This window comes from Streptomonospora salina (assembly GCF_014204715.1).
In the GTDB taxonomy this organism is placed as follows: Bacteria; Actinomycetota; Actinomycetes; order Streptosporangiales; family Streptosporangiaceae; genus Streptomonospora; species Streptomonospora salina.
The window spans coordinates 1,734,093-1,748,479 of sequence record NZ_JACHLY010000001.1; the positions used below are offsets into that span (position 1 = coordinate 1,734,093).

Annotated in this window: 18 protein-coding genes and 1 tRNA gene; 10 read left to right on the plus strand and 9 right to left on the minus strand. The window is 73.2% G+C overall.

The window, feature by feature from the left end:
• Positions 1–11 precede the first annotated feature (11 nt).
• Complete coding sequence (gene galU / locus HNR25_RS07690) at positions 12–938, minus strand: UTP--glucose-1-phosphate uridylyltransferase GalU (RefSeq protein WP_184634000.1); 927 nt, start codon at positions 936–938, stop codon at positions 12–14.
• Between the two features lie 184 nt (positions 939–1,122).
• Here galU and HNR25_RS07695 point away from each other — a divergent pair, with 184 nt between their 5' ends.
• The 3 genes from HNR25_RS07695 to cpaB all read left to right on the plus strand — a co-directional run bounded on the left by HNR25_RS07695 (position 1,123) and on the right by cpaB (position 3,197).
• Positions 1,123–1,710: a 5-formyltetrahydrofolate cyclo-ligase gene (locus tag HNR25_RS07695; protein ID WP_512700818.1), complete on the plus strand. Its 588-nt coding sequence runs from the start codon at positions 1,123–1,125 to the stop codon at positions 1,708–1,710.
• A 179-nt stretch (positions 1,711–1,889) separates the two neighbouring features.
• On the plus strand, positions 1,890–2,300 hold the full coding sequence (locus HNR25_RS07700; RefSeq protein ID WP_184634001.1) for an FmdB family zinc ribbon protein: 411 nt from the start codon (positions 1,890–1,892) through the stop codon (positions 2,298–2,300).
• Between the two features lie 264 nt (positions 2,301–2,564).
• Complete coding sequence (gene cpaB, locus HNR25_RS07705) at positions 2,565–3,197, plus strand: Flp pilus assembly protein CpaB (RefSeq protein WP_184634002.1); 633 nt, start codon at positions 2,565–2,567, stop codon at positions 3,195–3,197.
• 104 nt (positions 3,198–3,301) lie between these two features.
• Here cpaB and HNR25_RS07710 read toward each other — a convergent pair whose 3' ends face one another.
• Positions 3,302–4,312, minus strand: a complete 1,011-nt coding sequence (locus tag HNR25_RS07710; RefSeq protein WP_184634003.1) for a D-alanyl-D-alanine carboxypeptidase family protein — start codon at positions 4,310–4,312, stop codon at positions 3,302–3,304.
• Between the two features lie 490 nt (positions 4,313–4,802).
• Between HNR25_RS07710 and HNR25_RS07715 the strand changes: the two genes are divergently transcribed.
• Positions 4,803–4,875: transfer RNA gene (locus HNR25_RS07715), tRNA-Arg, on the plus strand.
• A gap of 149 nt (positions 4,876–5,024) precedes the next feature.
• Here the strand turns inward: HNR25_RS07715 and HNR25_RS25750 are convergent.
• Entirely contained in the window at positions 5,025–6,362 is a 1,338-nt protein-coding gene (locus HNR25_RS25750) for an aminotransferase class I/II-fold pyridoxal phosphate-dependent enzyme (RefSeq protein ID WP_312862405.1), read from the minus strand.
• A gap of 35 nt (positions 6,363–6,397) precedes the next feature.
• Between HNR25_RS25750 and HNR25_RS07725 the strand changes: the two genes are divergently transcribed.
• Positions 6,398–7,066 carry a pyridoxamine 5'-phosphate oxidase family protein gene (locus HNR25_RS07725; RefSeq protein WP_184634004.1) on the plus strand — a complete coding sequence of 223 codons (669 nt, stop codon included), beginning with the start codon at positions 6,398–6,400 and terminating at the stop codon, positions 7,064–7,066.
• Between the two features lie 29 nt (positions 7,067–7,095).
• On the opposite strand, the gene HNR25_RS07730 is transcribed toward HNR25_RS07725, so the two are convergent.
• Positions 7,096–7,800, minus strand: coding sequence for a hypothetical protein (locus tag HNR25_RS07730; protein WP_184634005.1), 705 nt, complete (start codon positions 7,798–7,800; stop codon positions 7,096–7,098).
• A 96-nt stretch (positions 7,801–7,896) separates the two neighbouring features.
• Here HNR25_RS07730 and HNR25_RS07735 point away from each other — a divergent pair, with 96 nt between their 5' ends.
• Together HNR25_RS07735 and HNR25_RS07740 are read left to right on the plus strand one after the other, a co-directional pair.
• Positions 7,897–8,589 carry a TetR/AcrR family transcriptional regulator gene (locus tag HNR25_RS07735; RefSeq protein ID WP_221457457.1) on the plus strand — a complete coding sequence of 231 codons (693 nt, stop codon included), beginning with the start codon at positions 7,897–7,899 and terminating at the stop codon, positions 8,587–8,589.
• Positions 8,586–8,798, plus strand: a complete 213-nt coding sequence (locus HNR25_RS07740) for a hypothetical protein (protein WP_184634006.1) — start codon at positions 8,586–8,588, stop codon at positions 8,796–8,798. The genes HNR25_RS07735 and HNR25_RS07740 overlap by 4 nt, the downstream gene beginning before the upstream one ends.
• A gap of 63 nt (positions 8,799–8,861) precedes the next feature.
• Here HNR25_RS07740 and nshR read toward each other — a convergent pair whose 3' ends face one another.
• The 3 genes from nshR to HNR25_RS07755 are packed head-to-tail and all read right to left on the minus strand — an operon-like array spanning position 8,862 to position 11,669.
• Complete coding sequence (gene nshR / locus HNR25_RS07745; RefSeq protein ID WP_184634007.1) at positions 8,862–9,674, minus strand: NshR/TsnR family 23S rRNA methyltransferase; 813 nt, start codon at positions 9,672–9,674, stop codon at positions 8,862–8,864.
• Between the two features lie 12 nt (positions 9,675–9,686).
• Positions 9,687–10,346 carry a response regulator transcription factor gene (locus HNR25_RS07750; RefSeq protein ID WP_184634008.1) on the minus strand — a complete coding sequence of 220 codons (660 nt, stop codon included), beginning with the start codon at positions 10,344–10,346 and terminating at the stop codon, positions 9,687–9,689.
• The gene (locus HNR25_RS07755) at positions 10,347–11,669 is read right to left on the minus strand and encodes a sensor histidine kinase (RefSeq protein ID WP_246463537.1); all 1,323 of its coding nucleotides are present in this window, start codon (positions 11,667–11,669) and stop codon (positions 10,347–10,349) included. It abuts the gene before it with no gap.
• A 208-nt stretch (positions 11,670–11,877) separates the two neighbouring features.
• On the opposite strand from HNR25_RS07755, the gene HNR25_RS07760 reads away from it, so the two are divergent.
• Positions 11,878–12,912 (plus strand): CPBP family intramembrane glutamic endopeptidase, encoded by a 1,035-nt coding sequence (locus tag HNR25_RS07760; protein ID WP_184634009.1) that lies wholly within the window; start codon positions 11,878–11,880, stop codon positions 12,910–12,912.
• A gap of 192 nt (positions 12,913–13,104) precedes the next feature.
• On the opposite strand, the gene HNR25_RS07765 is transcribed toward HNR25_RS07760, so the two are convergent.
• Together HNR25_RS07765 and HNR25_RS07770 are read right to left on the minus strand one after the other, a co-directional pair.
• Positions 13,105–13,293 (minus strand): DUF397 domain-containing protein, encoded by a 189-nt coding sequence (locus tag HNR25_RS07765; RefSeq protein ID WP_184634010.1) that lies wholly within the window; start codon positions 13,291–13,293, stop codon positions 13,105–13,107.
• Positions 13,294–13,307: 14 nt separating this feature from the next.
• On the minus strand, positions 13,308–13,544 hold the full coding sequence (locus tag HNR25_RS07770) for a Scr1 family TA system antitoxin-like transcriptional regulator (RefSeq protein ID WP_184634011.1): 237 nt from the start codon (positions 13,542–13,544) through the stop codon (positions 13,308–13,310).
• A 39-nt stretch (positions 13,545–13,583) separates the two neighbouring features.
• On the opposite strand from HNR25_RS07770, the gene HNR25_RS07775 reads away from it, so the two are divergent.
• Together HNR25_RS07775 and HNR25_RS07780 are read left to right on the plus strand one after the other, a co-directional pair.
• A complete protein-coding gene (locus HNR25_RS07775) occupies positions 13,584–13,781 on the plus strand; it encodes a hypothetical protein (protein WP_184634012.1) in 198 nt (65 codons plus the stop codon).
• Positions 13,778–14,047, plus strand: a complete 270-nt coding sequence (locus HNR25_RS07780; protein WP_184634013.1) for a hypothetical protein — start codon at positions 13,778–13,780, stop codon at positions 14,045–14,047. The genes HNR25_RS07775 and HNR25_RS07780 overlap by 4 nt, the downstream gene beginning before the upstream one ends.
• Positions 14,048–14,387 lie beyond the last annotated feature (340 nt).

Below are 14,387 nucleotides of genomic sequence, written 5' to 3' on the forward strand. Positions count from 1 at the left end.
CGCAGGTGCGCTCAGGCGTCGTCGGCGGCCGGATTCCGGGCGACGAAGTCGCGCAGCCACGGCAGGAACTCCGCGGCGAGGTCCGGGCGCTCACTGGCGAATTCCACCACAGTGCGCAGGTAGTCGACCCGGTTTCCGGTGTCGTAGCGCTGGCCGCGGAAGAGAACGCCGTGCACCGGGCCGCCGTCGGCGGGCTTGCGCCGGGCGAGCTGCAGGAGGGCGTCGGTCAGCTGGATCTCGCCGCCGCGTCCCGGCGGGGTGTCGCGCAGCACGTCGAAGACGGCGGGGTCGCAGATATAGCGGCCGATGACGGCCCAGCGGCTGGGCGCCCGGTCCGCGGCGGGCTTCTCGACGAGGTCGGTGACGGTGACGACGTCGTCCTCGCCGGTGGGCTCGATGGCGGCGCATCCGTAGAGGGAGACCTGGTCGGGGTCGACTTCCATCAGGGCGACGACGCTGCCGCCGTACGCCTCGCGGACCTGGATCATGCGCCGCAGCAGGGCCTCGTCGCGGCCGATGAGGTCGTCGCCGAGCAGCACCGCGAAGGGCTCGTCGCCGACGTGGGCGGAGGCGCACAGCACCGCGTGGCCCAGGCCGCGCGGCTCGCCCTGGCGCACGTAGTGGACTTGCGCCAGTTCGCTGGACTCGCGCACGGAGTGCAGGCGCTGGGTGTCGCTCTTGGCCCGCAGCGCCTCCTCCAGCTCGTAGGCGCGGTCGAAGTGGTCCTCGATGGAGCGCTTGGAGCGGCCGGTGACCATCAGTACGTCGTCGAGGCCGGCGTCGACGGCCTCCTCGACGACGTACTGGATCGCCGGTTTGTCGACGATGGGCAGCATCTCCTTGGGGGTCGCCTTGGTGGCCGGGAGGAACCGGGTGCCGAGTCCGGCGGCGGGGACGACCGCCTTGGCCACGCCTGAGGGGCGCTCTGTATCTGTCATGTCGGCACTTTAGGACACCTCCCGCGCGGGCGGCGCCCGGCGCGCGTGGAGGCGCCGCAGCGGTTCCGCCGCGGCGCCGGCGCGGTCCGCGACGCCGTCCTGATGCCGGTCCGCTCGGGTGCGCACTCCGGCCCGGCGGGCCGGAGTGCGCACCCGGATGCGCGGGCTGGGAGACTGGCGAGTCGTGACCGCACAGGAGACCAAGCAGGAGATGCGCCGGCGCATCGTCGCGGCCCGGCGGGCTATGGCCGAGCGCGAGCGCGACGCGTCGGCATCGGCGATCCGCGACGCGCTGGCGGCCGAACCGCTGTTCACGTCGGGCGGGACGGTGGCCGTCTACTACTCGGTGGGCACCGAGCCCGGCACGCGCAAACTCGTCGCGGCGCTGTGGAAGCGCGGCACCTACGTGCTGCTACCGGTGTTCCTCGACAGCGGGGAGCTGGACTGGGCGGCCTATGAGGGGCCGGACAGCCTGGAGAGCGCCGCCTACGGGCTGCTGGAGCCGACAGGCCCCCGCTACGGGCCCGATGCGGTGCGCAGAGCGGCCGCGGTGGTGTGCCCGGCACTGGCCGTGGACGGATCCGGGCTGCGCCTGGGCCGGGGGGCCGGGTGCTACGACCGGTCGCTGTCGCGGGTGGGTCCCAACACGCTCACGCTTGCGGTGATTTACGACACAGAGCTGGTCGAGTCCGTTCCCGCCGAACCGCACGACCGGCCGGTGGGCGGGGTGGTCACGCCCGGCGGCGGCATGCGCGTGCTCGACCGGCGGTGACCGTGTGTGCGCGGATACGCGGCACCGGGGGAACACGCCCCTCGGGCGCCGGCGTTGCCCATGGTCGGCAGCGCACTCCCAGTGATCCCTACGGTGCCACGCCCCCGATGTCGCGGCTGTGCTGCCCGACCGCGTAATATTTGGCAGTCGACGGGCGAGAGTGCCAAAAGGAGGACCCAGTGCCGACGTACCAGTACGCATGTACCGAGTGCGGCTCCGAGATGGAGGTCGTGCAGAAGTTCACCGACGACTCGCTGACCGACTGCCCGCAGTGCCAGGGCCGGCTGCGCAAGGTGTACTCCGCCGTGGGCATCGTGTTCAAGGGTTCGGGCTTCTACCGCACCGACAGCAACTCCTCTTCCGGCAACTCCTCCATGGCGGGCTCCGGCTCCGGCGACGACTCCGGCGGGTCGTCCAACGGCGAATCGGCCTCGTCCGGCTCCGATTCCGGTTCTTCCGGGACGGACTCCGGCTCGGGTTCCGGCTCGGGCTCCGGCGCGTCGGACTCGTCCGGCTCCGGTTCCGGCGGCGCCAAGGAGAACAAGGCCCCGGCGTCCTCCGGCGCATCCACCGCGGCCGCCGGCAGCTGACCCGGCGCCGGGGAACCCGCCCGGCCGGCGGCCCCCACCGCCGCACCCCCGGGAGCGAGCCCGCCCGCACGGATCCCGGGGGTCTTCCGGTGCGGCCGGGATGACGGCCCGCGCGGGCCCGGCCCGCGCGCCCGACTCCCGGTCGGTTGTGGACGGCGGCGCCGGCTCCCGGGGCCGGCGCTCTACCGTACGGGGCATGCCTCGCAGCAACCGCAACGCCGCCCGGCCCCCGATCCGCCGTCCCGTCCGTCCGCAGGTCCCCCGGTGACCGGCGTGTCCCGGGCGACCGCGCACGCGGCGCCGGTCCGCGCGCTCGCCCGCCACCGCCGAGTGCTGGGCGCGGTCTGCGCCGCGCTCGCGCTCACCGGCGCCGTGCTGGTGCTGAAGCCGCCTCCGGCGCCGTCCACCGAAGTACTCGTCGCCGCGCGCAGCCTCGACGCGCTCTCCGCGCTGTCGCCGAGCGATCTCGCGGTGCGGTCGCTGCCGCGCGAGGCGGTGCCCGATCAGGCGCTGGGCCCCGGCGACGATCCCGCGGGCCGTTCGCTGACCGGTCCCGTCGCCCGCGGGGAGGTCCTCACCCGCGCCCGCATCGCCGAACCCGTCGCACGCGCTTACGGCCCCGGGATGGTGGCCGCACCCGTGCGCCTGCCCCGAGCTCTTCCCGACGGCCTGGTGTCCCCGGGCAGCCGGGTCGACGTGCTGGCGGCGGGCGGCGCCGGCGGGGCCCGGCCCGCGCGCACCGTCGTCGAGGACCGCCCCGTGGTATCCGTGGCCGAGCCCGACTCCGCCGGAACCTCCGCAGGCGCGCTCGTGGTCTTGGCGGTGCGCCCCGCGGAAGCGCGCGACCTCGCGGGACACGCCGCCGCGTCCCGGTTGTCGGTGGCGCTGCGAAGCTGATCCGGCGCGTGCCGCGCTTGCCGCCGCCCGGCGGCCGCGCGTCGCCGACGCGTTCATCACGACGACGGGCCCGCCCCGGCGAGCGGGCCCGTGTACCGGACGGATCAGCCGTGCGGGGCGTCGTACTCCCAGTGCCAGGGCTCGAAGGGGTTGGAGTAGGCCCACTGCGGGTGGAACCAGTCCCACTGCCGGGAGTTCGCCTCCAGCCACTGGAACTGCGCGCTGCTCTGGTTCTGCACACCGCCGCACAGGTCGACGGCCAGGCCCCACCCGTGGTTGCTCGTACCGGGGACCGCCGCCATGCCGGGCGGCTTGGTGGCGTAGAGGCTCTGCTGCTTGGACAGGTCGCGGTAGGAGCTGGTCAGGCACATGCCCTCGCCGAACTCCTCCGTATAGGCCTGGTTCATCTTCAAAAAGTCCACCGCGGCGTCGGCGCGCAGGGACTCGCCGTCCTGGTGCAGTCCGCACAGGCCGTCGTTGGGCAGGAGGCCGTTGGGGTGGCCGGACGCGTTGTCGGCGACCGAGGGGTCGCACTCGACACCGGCGAAGTAGGCGTCGGCGTCGAGCCCGCGGTCTTCCAGCTCCTGGGTCAGCTCGTCGGTGCTCTCTTCGGACCGGGCCCGCAGGTCCTCCAGGTCGTCTTCGAGCTGCACCCGCTTGAGCTGGGTTTCGGTCTGCAGCTCCTGGGCCTGTGTGGCCAGGTCGGACTGCTTCTCGCGCAGGTCGTCGGCCTTGCTCATCATCGCTTCGCGATCGTCGGAGAGCTTGAGCACGTGCGATTCGACCTGCAGGTCCTGGTTGAGCTGGCCCGACGTGAGGATGCCCAGCACGCCCGCGTTGGGCTGCTGGTAGAGCGTGCTGCCGAGCCGGGCCAAGGGCTCGCGCATCTCCGACAAGCGCAGTTCGGTCTGCTGGAGATCGTGCAACGTGGAGACGAGTTCGTCCTGGGCGTCGTCCAGCTCGTCTTCCTTCGCCGTGTACTCGTCGGTCGCGTCCTCCAGGTCCTCCTTCGCCGTGTCCGCCTTCTCCTTGAGCGCGTCCAGGCCGTCGGCCGAAGCGGGAGAGGTCACGGGCGCGAGGGCCGTCTCGGCACCGGGAACGACCAGCAGTGCCATGATGAAGACGGCGAGCGCCGAGAACGCACCGTATCTGCGTGCGCGGGCGAACAGCGTAAGCGGGGACTGGGAGGACCCGATTCGCTGAACGCGGGCGGTACGCCGCGTCGAATCGAGGAAAAACGGCACGAAGGTCCTCCGGTCGCAAGTAAAGCGGTGGTACACGAGCCGCAACGCAAGTTACTACATGTCCGCTATCGGCCAGGCCGACATGGATCGTGCGGGTGAACGCGGGGGGACACGGGGGAACCCGTATCGTCGAGCGACTCCGGCGTTCGCACGTAACGGCAGGTCACCGGGTGTACAGCGTCGCGTTCCAGACTAAGGCAGGTCACAACCGTATAAAATCCACGAAAGGGATTTATGGGGAAACGTGACCAACACCACAGCCATGCCATGTCAACTTCAAGGTCTCTGAGGGTACCGCTCCCCGCCCGGGCTCGGGCGGCCCACTGCGCCCGCATCCTCCGCTAAGCTGGGCCCCGGTTCCGGCCTCATAGCTCAGGGGACAGAGCACCACTCTCCTAAAGTGGGTGTCGGAGGTTCGAATCCTCCTGGGGCCGCCTCTCCCACCTGCACGAACGGGTCAGGGCCGCGGAAGCGCTCCCGGCCCGGTCGGTGCCCTGTTCGGGACCGACGCGCTCGTCGAGGTCGAAGCGGTCGCCGTCCTGGACTGATCCGCCCGCCGGTGACGCCCCGCGCCGGCGCGGGTTCAGGTTCCGCGCCCGGCGGGGACGGGGCGCAGGGCCGCTGCGACGCCGGCCGCCACGGCGGGGGCCTGTGCGGGATCGAGCGCCGCGGTGGTGATCCGGATCCCGGGCGCCCCGGCGACGCGGAACCGGGCGCCGGGGGCCACGGCCCAGCCGCGCTCCTGCAGCCGGCTCACCACCCCGGTCTCCTCGGGCACGGGCACCCACACGTTGAGCCCGCTGCGGCCGTGCGCCGGCACCGCGTTCCGGGCGAGGGCCTCAAGCAGGGCCCGGCGGCGCTCGTCGTAGCGGCCCGCGGCCTGCGTCGACCGCTCCCCCGCTTCGTTCCACAACCGGGCCGCGGCGCGCTGCAGCGTGTGCGCGGCCCAGCCGTGGGTGACCCGCTGCCGGGTGCGGACCCCGGCCACGGTTTCGGGATCGCCGACCAGGGCGGCGGTGCGCAGGTCGGGGCCGAAGGCTTTCGACACCGACCGCACCAGCATCCGGTTGCGCACCGCCGGGGCCAGGCTGCGGAACGGCGCCGACGTGAACGCGAATCCGTGGTCGTCCTCCACCAGCAGCACATCGGGGTGGTCCGCCAGCACGCCGATCAGCTCCTCGGCCCGCCGCTCGCTCAGCGCGGATCCGAACGGGTTCTGCGCCCGCGACGTCACCACCGCGGCCCGTGCTCCGGCCTCCAGCGCTCCGGCGAGCTCACCGGGCAGGGGCCCGTCGTCGTCCACGGCCACCGCGTGCGGTTGCAGGCCCAGCAGGCCGAGCAGGTCCAGCAGCGCGTGCCAGCCGGGGTCCTCCACGGCGACCCGGTCGCCCGGTCGCAGCCGGGTCAGCAGCGCCTTCTCGACCGCGTCCAGCGTCCCGGCGGCCACGGCGACCGTCCCCGCGGGCACACCGTCGGCGCGGAACGACTCCGTGGCCGCCCCGAGCAGCTCGCCGTCCTCGGCGGGCCGCCCGTAGAGCACCGGCGCGGTGTCGCGGGCGGCGTCGCCGAGCGGCCCCGCGAGCTCGGGCAGCAGTCGGGGGTCGGGGTTGCCGCTGGAAAGGTCGCCGGCGCCCGCGGGGACGGCGGCGGCGATGTCCTCGCGCAGTGCCGAACCGAGGCGGGGGCGCACCCGCGTGCCGCGGCGGCCCGCCGTCTCCACCACGCCGCGGCGGCGCAGCGTCCGGTAGGCGGCCGAGACCGTGTTCGGGTTCACCCCGAGTTCGCCCGCGAAGGTTCGGATCGGCGGGAGCGCGCTGCCGGTCGTGAGCGCGCCGGCGTCGACCGCGCGCTCCACCCCGGCGGCGATACCCGTGGCGCTTCCGGGGTCGGTTATGTAGGCTTCCCAAGAATCATCTAGCACAAATCATATTTTGCACTAGTTCGAAAAGGAGTGCAATGTCCGCCACCCCCGCCCGATACGCCCCGACCCCCCGAACCACGCCCGTCCGCAACGCCGACCGGGCCGGCTACGACCGCGCCCTGGTGCACGCGGTCCTCGATGCGGAGTACCTGTGCCACGTGGGCTTCGTCGCCGACGGAGCGCCGGTGGTGCTGCCCACGCTGTACGCGCGGGCCGAGGACCGCCTGTACCTGCACGGCTCCAGCGGCGCCCGGCTGATGCGGATCGCCCGCGAGGGCGGCGTCGACGTGTGCGTCACGGTCACGTGCCTGGACGGCCTGGTCCTGGCCCGTTCCGCCATGCACCACTCGGCGAACTACCGCTCGGTGGTCGCCCACGGCACGGCCCACCGCGTCGCCGACGAGCGGGAGGCGCGGGGGGCGCTGGACCGCATCCTGGACCACGTCGTGGCGGGCCGGGCCGCCGACGTCCGGCCGCCCTCCGCCAAAGAGCTCGCCGCGACCGGGGTGCTGCGCCTCGACCTGGCCGAGGTGTCGGCGAAGGTCCGCAGCGGCGGCGTGAACGACGAACCGCAGGACCGGGACCTGCCGCACTGGGCCGGGGTCCTTCCGGTACGGCGCACGGTCGGCGCCCCCGAACCCGACCCGGAGCTGTCCGACGGGGTCGCGCTGCCCGCCTACCTGGAGCCCTACCGCGCGGGGTAGGGGACGGGCGGCCACGCGGCGCGGAGAAGTCAGACGGGTCGGCAGAAGACGGGCGCGTTGCCCACGTGACCGGCCTTCAAGACCGCCGCCACATGCTTGCGGAAGCTCGGCGCCGCGAGGCGGAGCAGGAACCGGACGGGACCGCAGGGCAGACGTACGTGGTTGACGAAGACGAAGGGGGCCTCGCCCACGGGCTGCAGCAGCGCCGAGTCGCGCACCCCGCCCCGGAACGTGAACCATCCGGCGATGCCGTCGAACGTGCGCACCGCCGCATCGGAGTCGTCAGCCGTGAAGTGGTTGAACAGGAACGGCCCCGAACGCGGCGGGGCGTCCACGTCACCGATGCGCCGGATGTTGCGCGCCCGCATGCTCGAATCGGCCCCGAGACGGCGGTAGGCCTCCGCGGCCTCGACCGCGGGGATCGAATCCGGACCGGTCGTTGTGATCAGGACCATGACGTCGAAGCGGGGGCTGTCCTCGACCGGAGGGACGAGCACGGCCGCATAGACCGTGGCATCGACCACCTCGGTGAGCTCTTCCAGTTCTGCGGCCAGCCTCGTGCAGTGCTCGAGGGCCTCGTCCCGCGCCTTGCTCGCACGGAGGAACGGGAAGCGGCCCGGCGGGTCGACCCGCCGGCCGAGGTAGAGATAGCCGTAGGGCATCGGCTCGGTGAACGGGGCTCCGGCATAGGCGGGGGCGGGGTCGCCGGTGGTCATGGCGTCTTCTCCGATCACGGGCAGGATCTCCTCGGGAGGCTCCGGCTACCGCGGCCCGGGCCCCTGCTATTAAAATAATAGATCAGTCGATTATTTTATAGGAGTGCACACCCCGTGGCCGGAACGGACGGGCACACGCCGCAGAAGCGGGGCCCCGGGCGCCCGCGCAAGGCGGACGCCCACGACACCAAGAACGCCTTGCAGCAGTCCGCCCTGCGCTTGTTCGCGCGCAACGGCTACGCCGGAACCTCGATCCGCGCGATCGCCCGCGAGGTCGGACTGAGCGAGAGCGTGCTCTACGCCCACTTCGCCAACAAGCAGGCGATCTTCGACGCGATCCTGACCGAGCACGGACCGCAGCGGCCGGTCGACGCGCCCGAGCCCGCCGATGCCGGCGCCGATCTCGCCGACACGGACCCGCCCGCCTATCTGCTGGCCCTCGTGCGCGCCTTCCTCGACGACTGGGACCGCTACGACGCGCGCCTGCTGATCAGCCTGATGGCGCGGGACGGGCTCCTGCACAGCCCCGCCCTCCAGCAGGCGCTGACCGCCATGCGGGAGGCGACGGCGCGGATGTTCGAGCGCTGGATCATCGCCGGCCGCATGCGGGCGGACCTGGGCACGCCCCGCGAACTCGCGCTGTCCTTCACCGGACCCATCGGCCTCACCCGCGTGCTGCACCTGCACGCCGACGCCACCGACCGCGAACGCGCCACGGCCCGCCGGGAGGCCCTCGACCACGTCGCGACCTTCACCAAGGCCGCTTTCCGAGCCCAAGCCCCGCCACGCCGCGACCCGTCCGAGTGACCTACCGGCGCCGCGCGGCGGGCGCCTCCGATGAGTTCCGGGCCGACCCGCGGTCGACACCCCGCGACGACCCCGATTTCCACCAGCGCTTCCGCGCCGACGTGCAGCGGGACGCGATCGAGGGCCGCTGGGAGGCGTCCGACGACGAAGGGCGCACCTGGCGCAAGGACGTCGACCTCACCCTGCTGCGCTCCCCCGAGCGGCCCTGACCGGAACCGCGCCCCGGGCGCGGACCGGCCGCCGTCCCCGTCGGATCCGAGGACGCGCCTGCCTCACCGGTCTGCGGCGAGGTTGTGCCCGGCCCTCTCATGCAAAGCGATGCCGACCGAAACCGACACGTTGAGGGACTCGGCCGCCGCGCTGAGCATCGGGATCGAGACCGACGTCGACGACGCCTGCCCGAACGGGTCCGAGTGGCCGCGCTTCTCGCCGCCGAAGAGCAGGGCGAGCCGCTCCTGCCTAGCGCCGAGATCCGTGACCGGCACGTCGCCGTCGTGGTCCAGCACCGACAGCCCCATACCGCTGTCGCGGACGAAGGCGGCGGTCTCTTCGCGCTCGGCCAGGACGATGGGCAGGGAGAACACGTAACCGCGGCTGGACCGCAGCAGTCGCCGGTCGGCGATGGTGGCGAGGTCGCTGTCGACGAGCACCATGCCGGAGGCCCCGAGCCCGTAGGCCGTGCGCACGATCGCGCCGATGTTGCCGACGATCTTCACGCCGTCGAGGACCACGACGTCGCCGCTGCGGGCGGCGAGGTCGGCGAACGTGGCCGGCCGGGGGACGCGGGCGATACCGAACGTCTTCGCCTTCCGCTCGCCCTTGAAGATCTGGTTGACGATCGAGTAGTCGATGAGCCGCACCGGGATGGCCTTCTCACGGCACAGGTCGAGCAGTTCGTCGGAGACGTCGGTGGCGTCGCTGGCATAGACCTCGATGAACTCGACCCCGGCGCCGATGCACTCCAGCAAGGGCTCGGTGTCTTCGATCAGCGTGGTCTTGACGCTGGCCCGCGAATGCTTCGTGACATCGGCGATGCGCTGCACAGCAGGGTCGGACTTGGTTGTGATCGTCTCCAGAGCGGCCATGCGCCGATGGTATTAGGCGGCGGCACCTCCCCCGCCCAGGTAGCGCAGCACGGCGAGCACGCGGCGGCTGTAGACCGGCGTGTGCCCGAGGTCGAGCTTGTCGAAGATCGCATTTACGTGCTTCTCCACCGCGCTCTGCGAGACGAACAGGCGATCGGCGATGGCCGGGTTCGTGTAGCCCTGCGCCATGGCGGCGAGCACGTCGCGCTCCCGCTCGCTCAGCCGCTCTAGAGGATCGCGCCGGGAACTGCGGGCGAGCAGCTGCCGCACCACCTCCGGATCGACGGCCGTGCCCCCGGTCGCCACCCGGTCCAGCGCATCGAGGAACTCCCCGACGTGGCCGACCCGGTCCTTGAGCACATAACCCACGCCGGTGGCCGATCCCGCGAGCAGATCGACGGCGTAGCGCTGCTCCACGTACTGCGACAGCACCAGCACCCCCATGGCGGGGCGCTCGACCCGCAGCCGCAGGGCCGCCTGCAATCCGTCGTCGGTGTGGGTCGGCGGCATCCGCACGTCCACGACGGCCACGTCGGGCGGGTCGCTCTCCACCGCGGCGAGCAGCGCGTCGGCGTCGCCGACCCCGGCGAGGACCGTGTGCCCTTCCTCCTCCAGCAGCCGGCCGATCCCCTCCCGCAGCAGCACGGAGTCCTCGGCTACGACGACACGCATCTACCCCTGCCCTTCTTCGGTGCTGCCGTGTGCCGGTGCCGCCGCCCCGGCGGGGCCGGCAAGGCCGGCAGGAGGCGCGTCCTGCCGGGAGCCGGTTCCGGGCAGCCACGCGGTGACGACGGTGGGCCCGCCGCGCGGGCTGTGCACCTCCAGCCGGCCGTCCAGGGCCGCGACGCGCCGAGCCAGGCCGGACAAGCCTCCGCCGTGCGGCTCGGCGCCGCCGTCGCCGTCGTCGGCCACACGGACCGTGACGGCGTCGGGTCCGCTGTCGGCGAGGTCGACCGTGATCGCTGCGGCGCCGGCGTGCTTGACCGCGTTGTTCACCGCCTCACGGGCGACGAAGTAGGCGGCGGTCTCCACGACCCGGGCGGGGCGCCGGGTGCGGCGGTCGGCCACGGTCACCGGGACGCCGGCACGCTCGGCGAGTTCGGCCAGCGCGGCGGCCAGCCCCGACTCGTCCAGCACCGTGGGGTAGACCCGCCAGGCGACCTCGCGGATCTCGTCGGCGAGCCGCTGCGACTCCTCGTGGGCCTGGGCGACGAGCCGCGCCGCGCGCTCGGGGTCGCTGCCGCGCCGCGCCCGGCCCAGCAGCATCGCCAGCGCGACCACCCGCTGCTGGACGCCGTCGTGCAGGTCCCGTTCGATCCGGCGCCGCTCCTCGTCGACCGTGTGGAGCGCACCGGCGCGGCTCTCGGTCAGCTCGCCGATGCGGTGCTCCAGCCGGTCCTGCAGGCTGGGTCCCAGCAGGGCGCGGGCCGACCGGCGCTCCAGTGCCGACAGCAGAGCGGCCCCCGCGGCGACGCCCGCCAGCGTCGCCACACCCAACGTCACCCCCACGGCCCGCGAGTCCGCACCCATGACGACCCCGGGAAGTGCTACGACGATCCGGCGGCTGGTGCCGGTCGCCTGGTGCCACACCGCCCCGCCGAAGAACAGCACCGTCAGGAGCGCCGAGATGTAGAACAGGTAGGCGGTCGCCAGTCCCCAAGCGATCCGCAGCACCAGGTACTCCAGGAGCCGGCCGTGCCCCCGGGTGGGCTCGATGTCGCAGTCGAGCCACCGGGCCAGCCGCCACAGGTCCATGCGGACCAGCCCCGCCACTGCGGCCCCGGCCCGGCGGCGGCACCGGCGGTGCGCCGGAGGCCAGGGCGAACTCACCACGAGCAGCGCCCCGATCAGCGTCAGCGCCACGAGCATCACGGCCGCGCTCGCCGCGCCCAAGGCGAGCCCGAATACCCGGCGCCCGCCTCGGCCGACGAGCCGCGCCGGACGCCGGGACCATCGCGCAGGACCGGCGAGGACTGCTGCGGCAGGGTGGCCCATGGCCCCCGATCCTAGACCGGCGGGGCCAAGCGTCCACGCTCTGCCAGCACGCACCACCGGGACCGCGCGCACCGCCGACGGCCGCCTGCGCTGGACTTTCGCCCCGGAGCCGGGGGTCCTCGCCCGACCGGTCCTGCGGCGCGCCCCAGGAGGATCGGGCGGCGCTCCCCATCCCCGCATCCGGGTGGCGCTCCGTAGCGTCGGCGCCATGTCTGAGACGACGCCCCCTCCTTCAGTCCGGCCCCGACGGCCCGGCGTCCCGGTCCGCGAGGTCGCGGTCTTCGTCGGCCTCGCCTACACCCTCGCGTGGCTGGTGTTCGCCCCGGCCCTGCTGGGCGGCGCGGGTCCCGCGGATCCCGCCTTCGGCACAAGCACGCGGATCTACGTGTTCACCCCGGCCGCGGCCGCGCTGCTGGTCGTGTTCGCCGTCTGGCGTCCGGCGCGGCGGGCCCGCGCCCTGGGGCTCGCACCCCTGCGCCCGGTGCGCCGCGCCGCCGGTTACAGCCTGCTGGCTCTGCCGCTGTTCGCGGCGCTGGGGTTCGCCGCCACCCTGGCCGCCGCCGCGCTGGGTGTGATCCAACTCGACCTGGCCGGGTTCTCCGGGCTGCGCGCCGCCATCGCGGAACGCACCCCCTCCGCGGCGGACTCCATGAGCCCGACCGGGTTCCCGACCGAGGCCTACCTCCGGGCCCTGCTGGTGGTCCTCGTCGCGATCCTTCCGCTGTCGCTGCTGTGGAACCTCGGTGAGGAGCTGGGATGGCGGGGCTACCTCCTGCCGCGGCTACTGCCCCTGGGGGTCTGGCCGGCGCTACTGCTCAGCGGGCTGATCCACGCGCTGTGGCACGGTCCGCAGATGTTCGTCCACCTCCGCTCGGGCGGTTGGGGACCGCAGGACCTGGTGCTGTTCACCGCCTCCGTGACCGCCGCCGGGGTGCTGTTCGGCTGGATGCGGCTGGCGTCCGGGTCGGTGTGGCCGGCCGTGGCGGCCCATGCGGCCAACAACACCCTGAACATCCTCGGGTTTCTGACGCTCAGTGCTGCCGGTTCCCCCGCATCGCCGCTGTATCCCGGAGGCCTGGGCGGGGTGGTCGGCCTCGCGGTGGTCCTGGCCGCGATCGGCGTGCTGGCGGCCACGGGCCGGCTGCGGGTGCGCACCCCGGGGCGGGACGAGGACGGCACCGGCGACTCCGATGGCGGCCGCGAAGCCGAACATCGCGTAGACGACGGTCAGCGTGTTCTGTAGTTGATGTTCTGTCCCAACAGGATCATGCCTAGACGGAGTTCTGGGTTCCACCTGGGGTGACGGGTGCTGGGCGGCGCCGTTGGCCGGGGCATGGCGGCCGGTCCCCGCGGCGGGTATAGTCGACCTCGGGTATCAGAGTGCAAGAACCCCCCGCCCAATCGGACGGGGGGTTCTTTGCTGTCCGGGGGGCGACTACAGCTCGCCGGACCTCACGGCCTCGATCAAGGCCCGCCACTCGGTGGCAGGGAACTCCAGCGCGCCGGCCTCAGGGGCCTTGGTGTCGCGCACAGCCGAGATGCCGGGGATGTCGGCGACCTCGACGCAGTTGTTGGACGTCGAGTAGGTGGACTTGCGGTACAGGGTCTCGGGTATCGAGCGCATGGCCTGTCTTCTTCCTACGGCATCAGTTCACGAATCCGCGCGGTGGTGGCGCGCGGGCTGCGGGCAAACCCCTTCAGGTGGTCGAACGCCTTCCTGTAGGCGTCGATCTCCTCGTCGCGCTCCACGTAAAGGCCGTCCGTCAGGGTCTCGGCGTAGACGATGGTGGAGGCCGACGCGAAATTCATGATCGCAAATGCGCCCGTCACGCCGGGGTGGAGCCCGACGTCGAGCGGCACCAGCTGCAGCGTCACCGGGCCGGATGCACTCGCGGTGTCGAGGAGCCGCTCCAGTTGCCCGCGCACGACACCGCACGCATGGCCGCCGTCGCCGGGAAGCTCGACGCCGCCCGCCACGCCGCACCCGACGACGCGCCCTGGCTGCGCACGCTGCTGAGTGAGGCGCTGGCCGACATCGACCGGGTGCGCGGCCGCAGCACCGCGGTGGCCACGGCCCGCCTACCGATGACGGGGGAGGTGCCACGGCAGTGAAACAGCGCCGCCCGCCGCGCATCACCGCCGACACCTGGGACCCGGTCGGCGACCTCGCCGCGTTCTACCGCGACACCTGGAACATCCGGGGCGTGCTGGTGCCCGGCGGCGACTGGCACTGGCGCCTGGCCCGCCGCCGACCGGCACCGCCGGGCGGCGCCGCCGCCGGCCTGGTCGACGTCTGGGAGGGCTGCGCCCGCCCGGAGCGGGTGCGGGACTGGCTCATCGACCAGACCGACGCCTGGAACCGATGGCAGCAGCCATGACCCGATCCCGCTGACAGGCCGCCCCGCCTCCGCCGTCCCCCCGGCGGGGGCGGCTGGCGGTCCTCATCGAGCGCGAGGTTTTCACCGGCACAGTGCCGGAAAACCGTTAAAACCCCGCGCTCGTTTTCGGTGAACCCGACACGACGGGCACACCCGCCCAGCGTCCGGGCACGGCCCCGGCCCCCGCCCGGCCCTCGGCCCGGCCCTCGGCCCCAGGCGGGCGCTCGCTGAACCGGGCCGACGCTGCCCGATGCGGCACTGGACCTGCACAACCGGGTGCAGGCGGCGATCCTCGCCCACGACGCGGGCCCGGTGTCGAGACGCTGCGCGGCATGGGCGC

Bases quoted from the DNA above. Each gene is read 5' to 3' on its own strand.
- galU (WP_184634000.1), bottom strand. From the start codon at position 938: ATGACAGATACAGAGCGCCCCTCAGGCGTGGCCAAGGCGGTCGTCCCC.
- HNR25_RS07710 (WP_184634003.1), bottom strand. From the start codon at position 4,312: ATGGCACTGCTGGTCGTTCCCGGTGCCGAGACGGCCCTCGCGCCCGTG.
- HNR25_RS07725 (WP_184634004.1), top strand. From the start codon at position 6,398: ATGTCCGCCACCCCCGCCCGATACGCCCCGACCCCCCGAACCACGCCC.
- nshR (WP_184634007.1), bottom strand. From the start codon at position 9,674: ATGGCCGCTCTGGAGACGATCACAACCAAGTCCGACCCTGCTGTGCAG.
- HNR25_RS07750 (WP_184634008.1), bottom strand. From the start codon at position 10,346: ATGCGTGTCGTCGTAGCCGAGGACTCCGTGCTGCTGCGGGAGGGGATC.
- HNR25_RS07755 (WP_246463537.1), bottom strand. From the start codon at position 11,669: ATGGGCCACCCTGCCGCAGCAGTCCTCGCCGGTCCTGCGCGATGGTCC.
- HNR25_RS07760 (WP_184634009.1), top strand. From the start codon at position 11,878: ATGTCTGAGACGACGCCCCCTCCTTCAGTCCGGCCCCGACGGCCCGGC.
- HNR25_RS07765 (WP_184634010.1), bottom strand. From the start codon at position 13,293: ATGCGCTCGATACCCGAGACCCTGTACCGCAAGTCCACCTACTCGACG.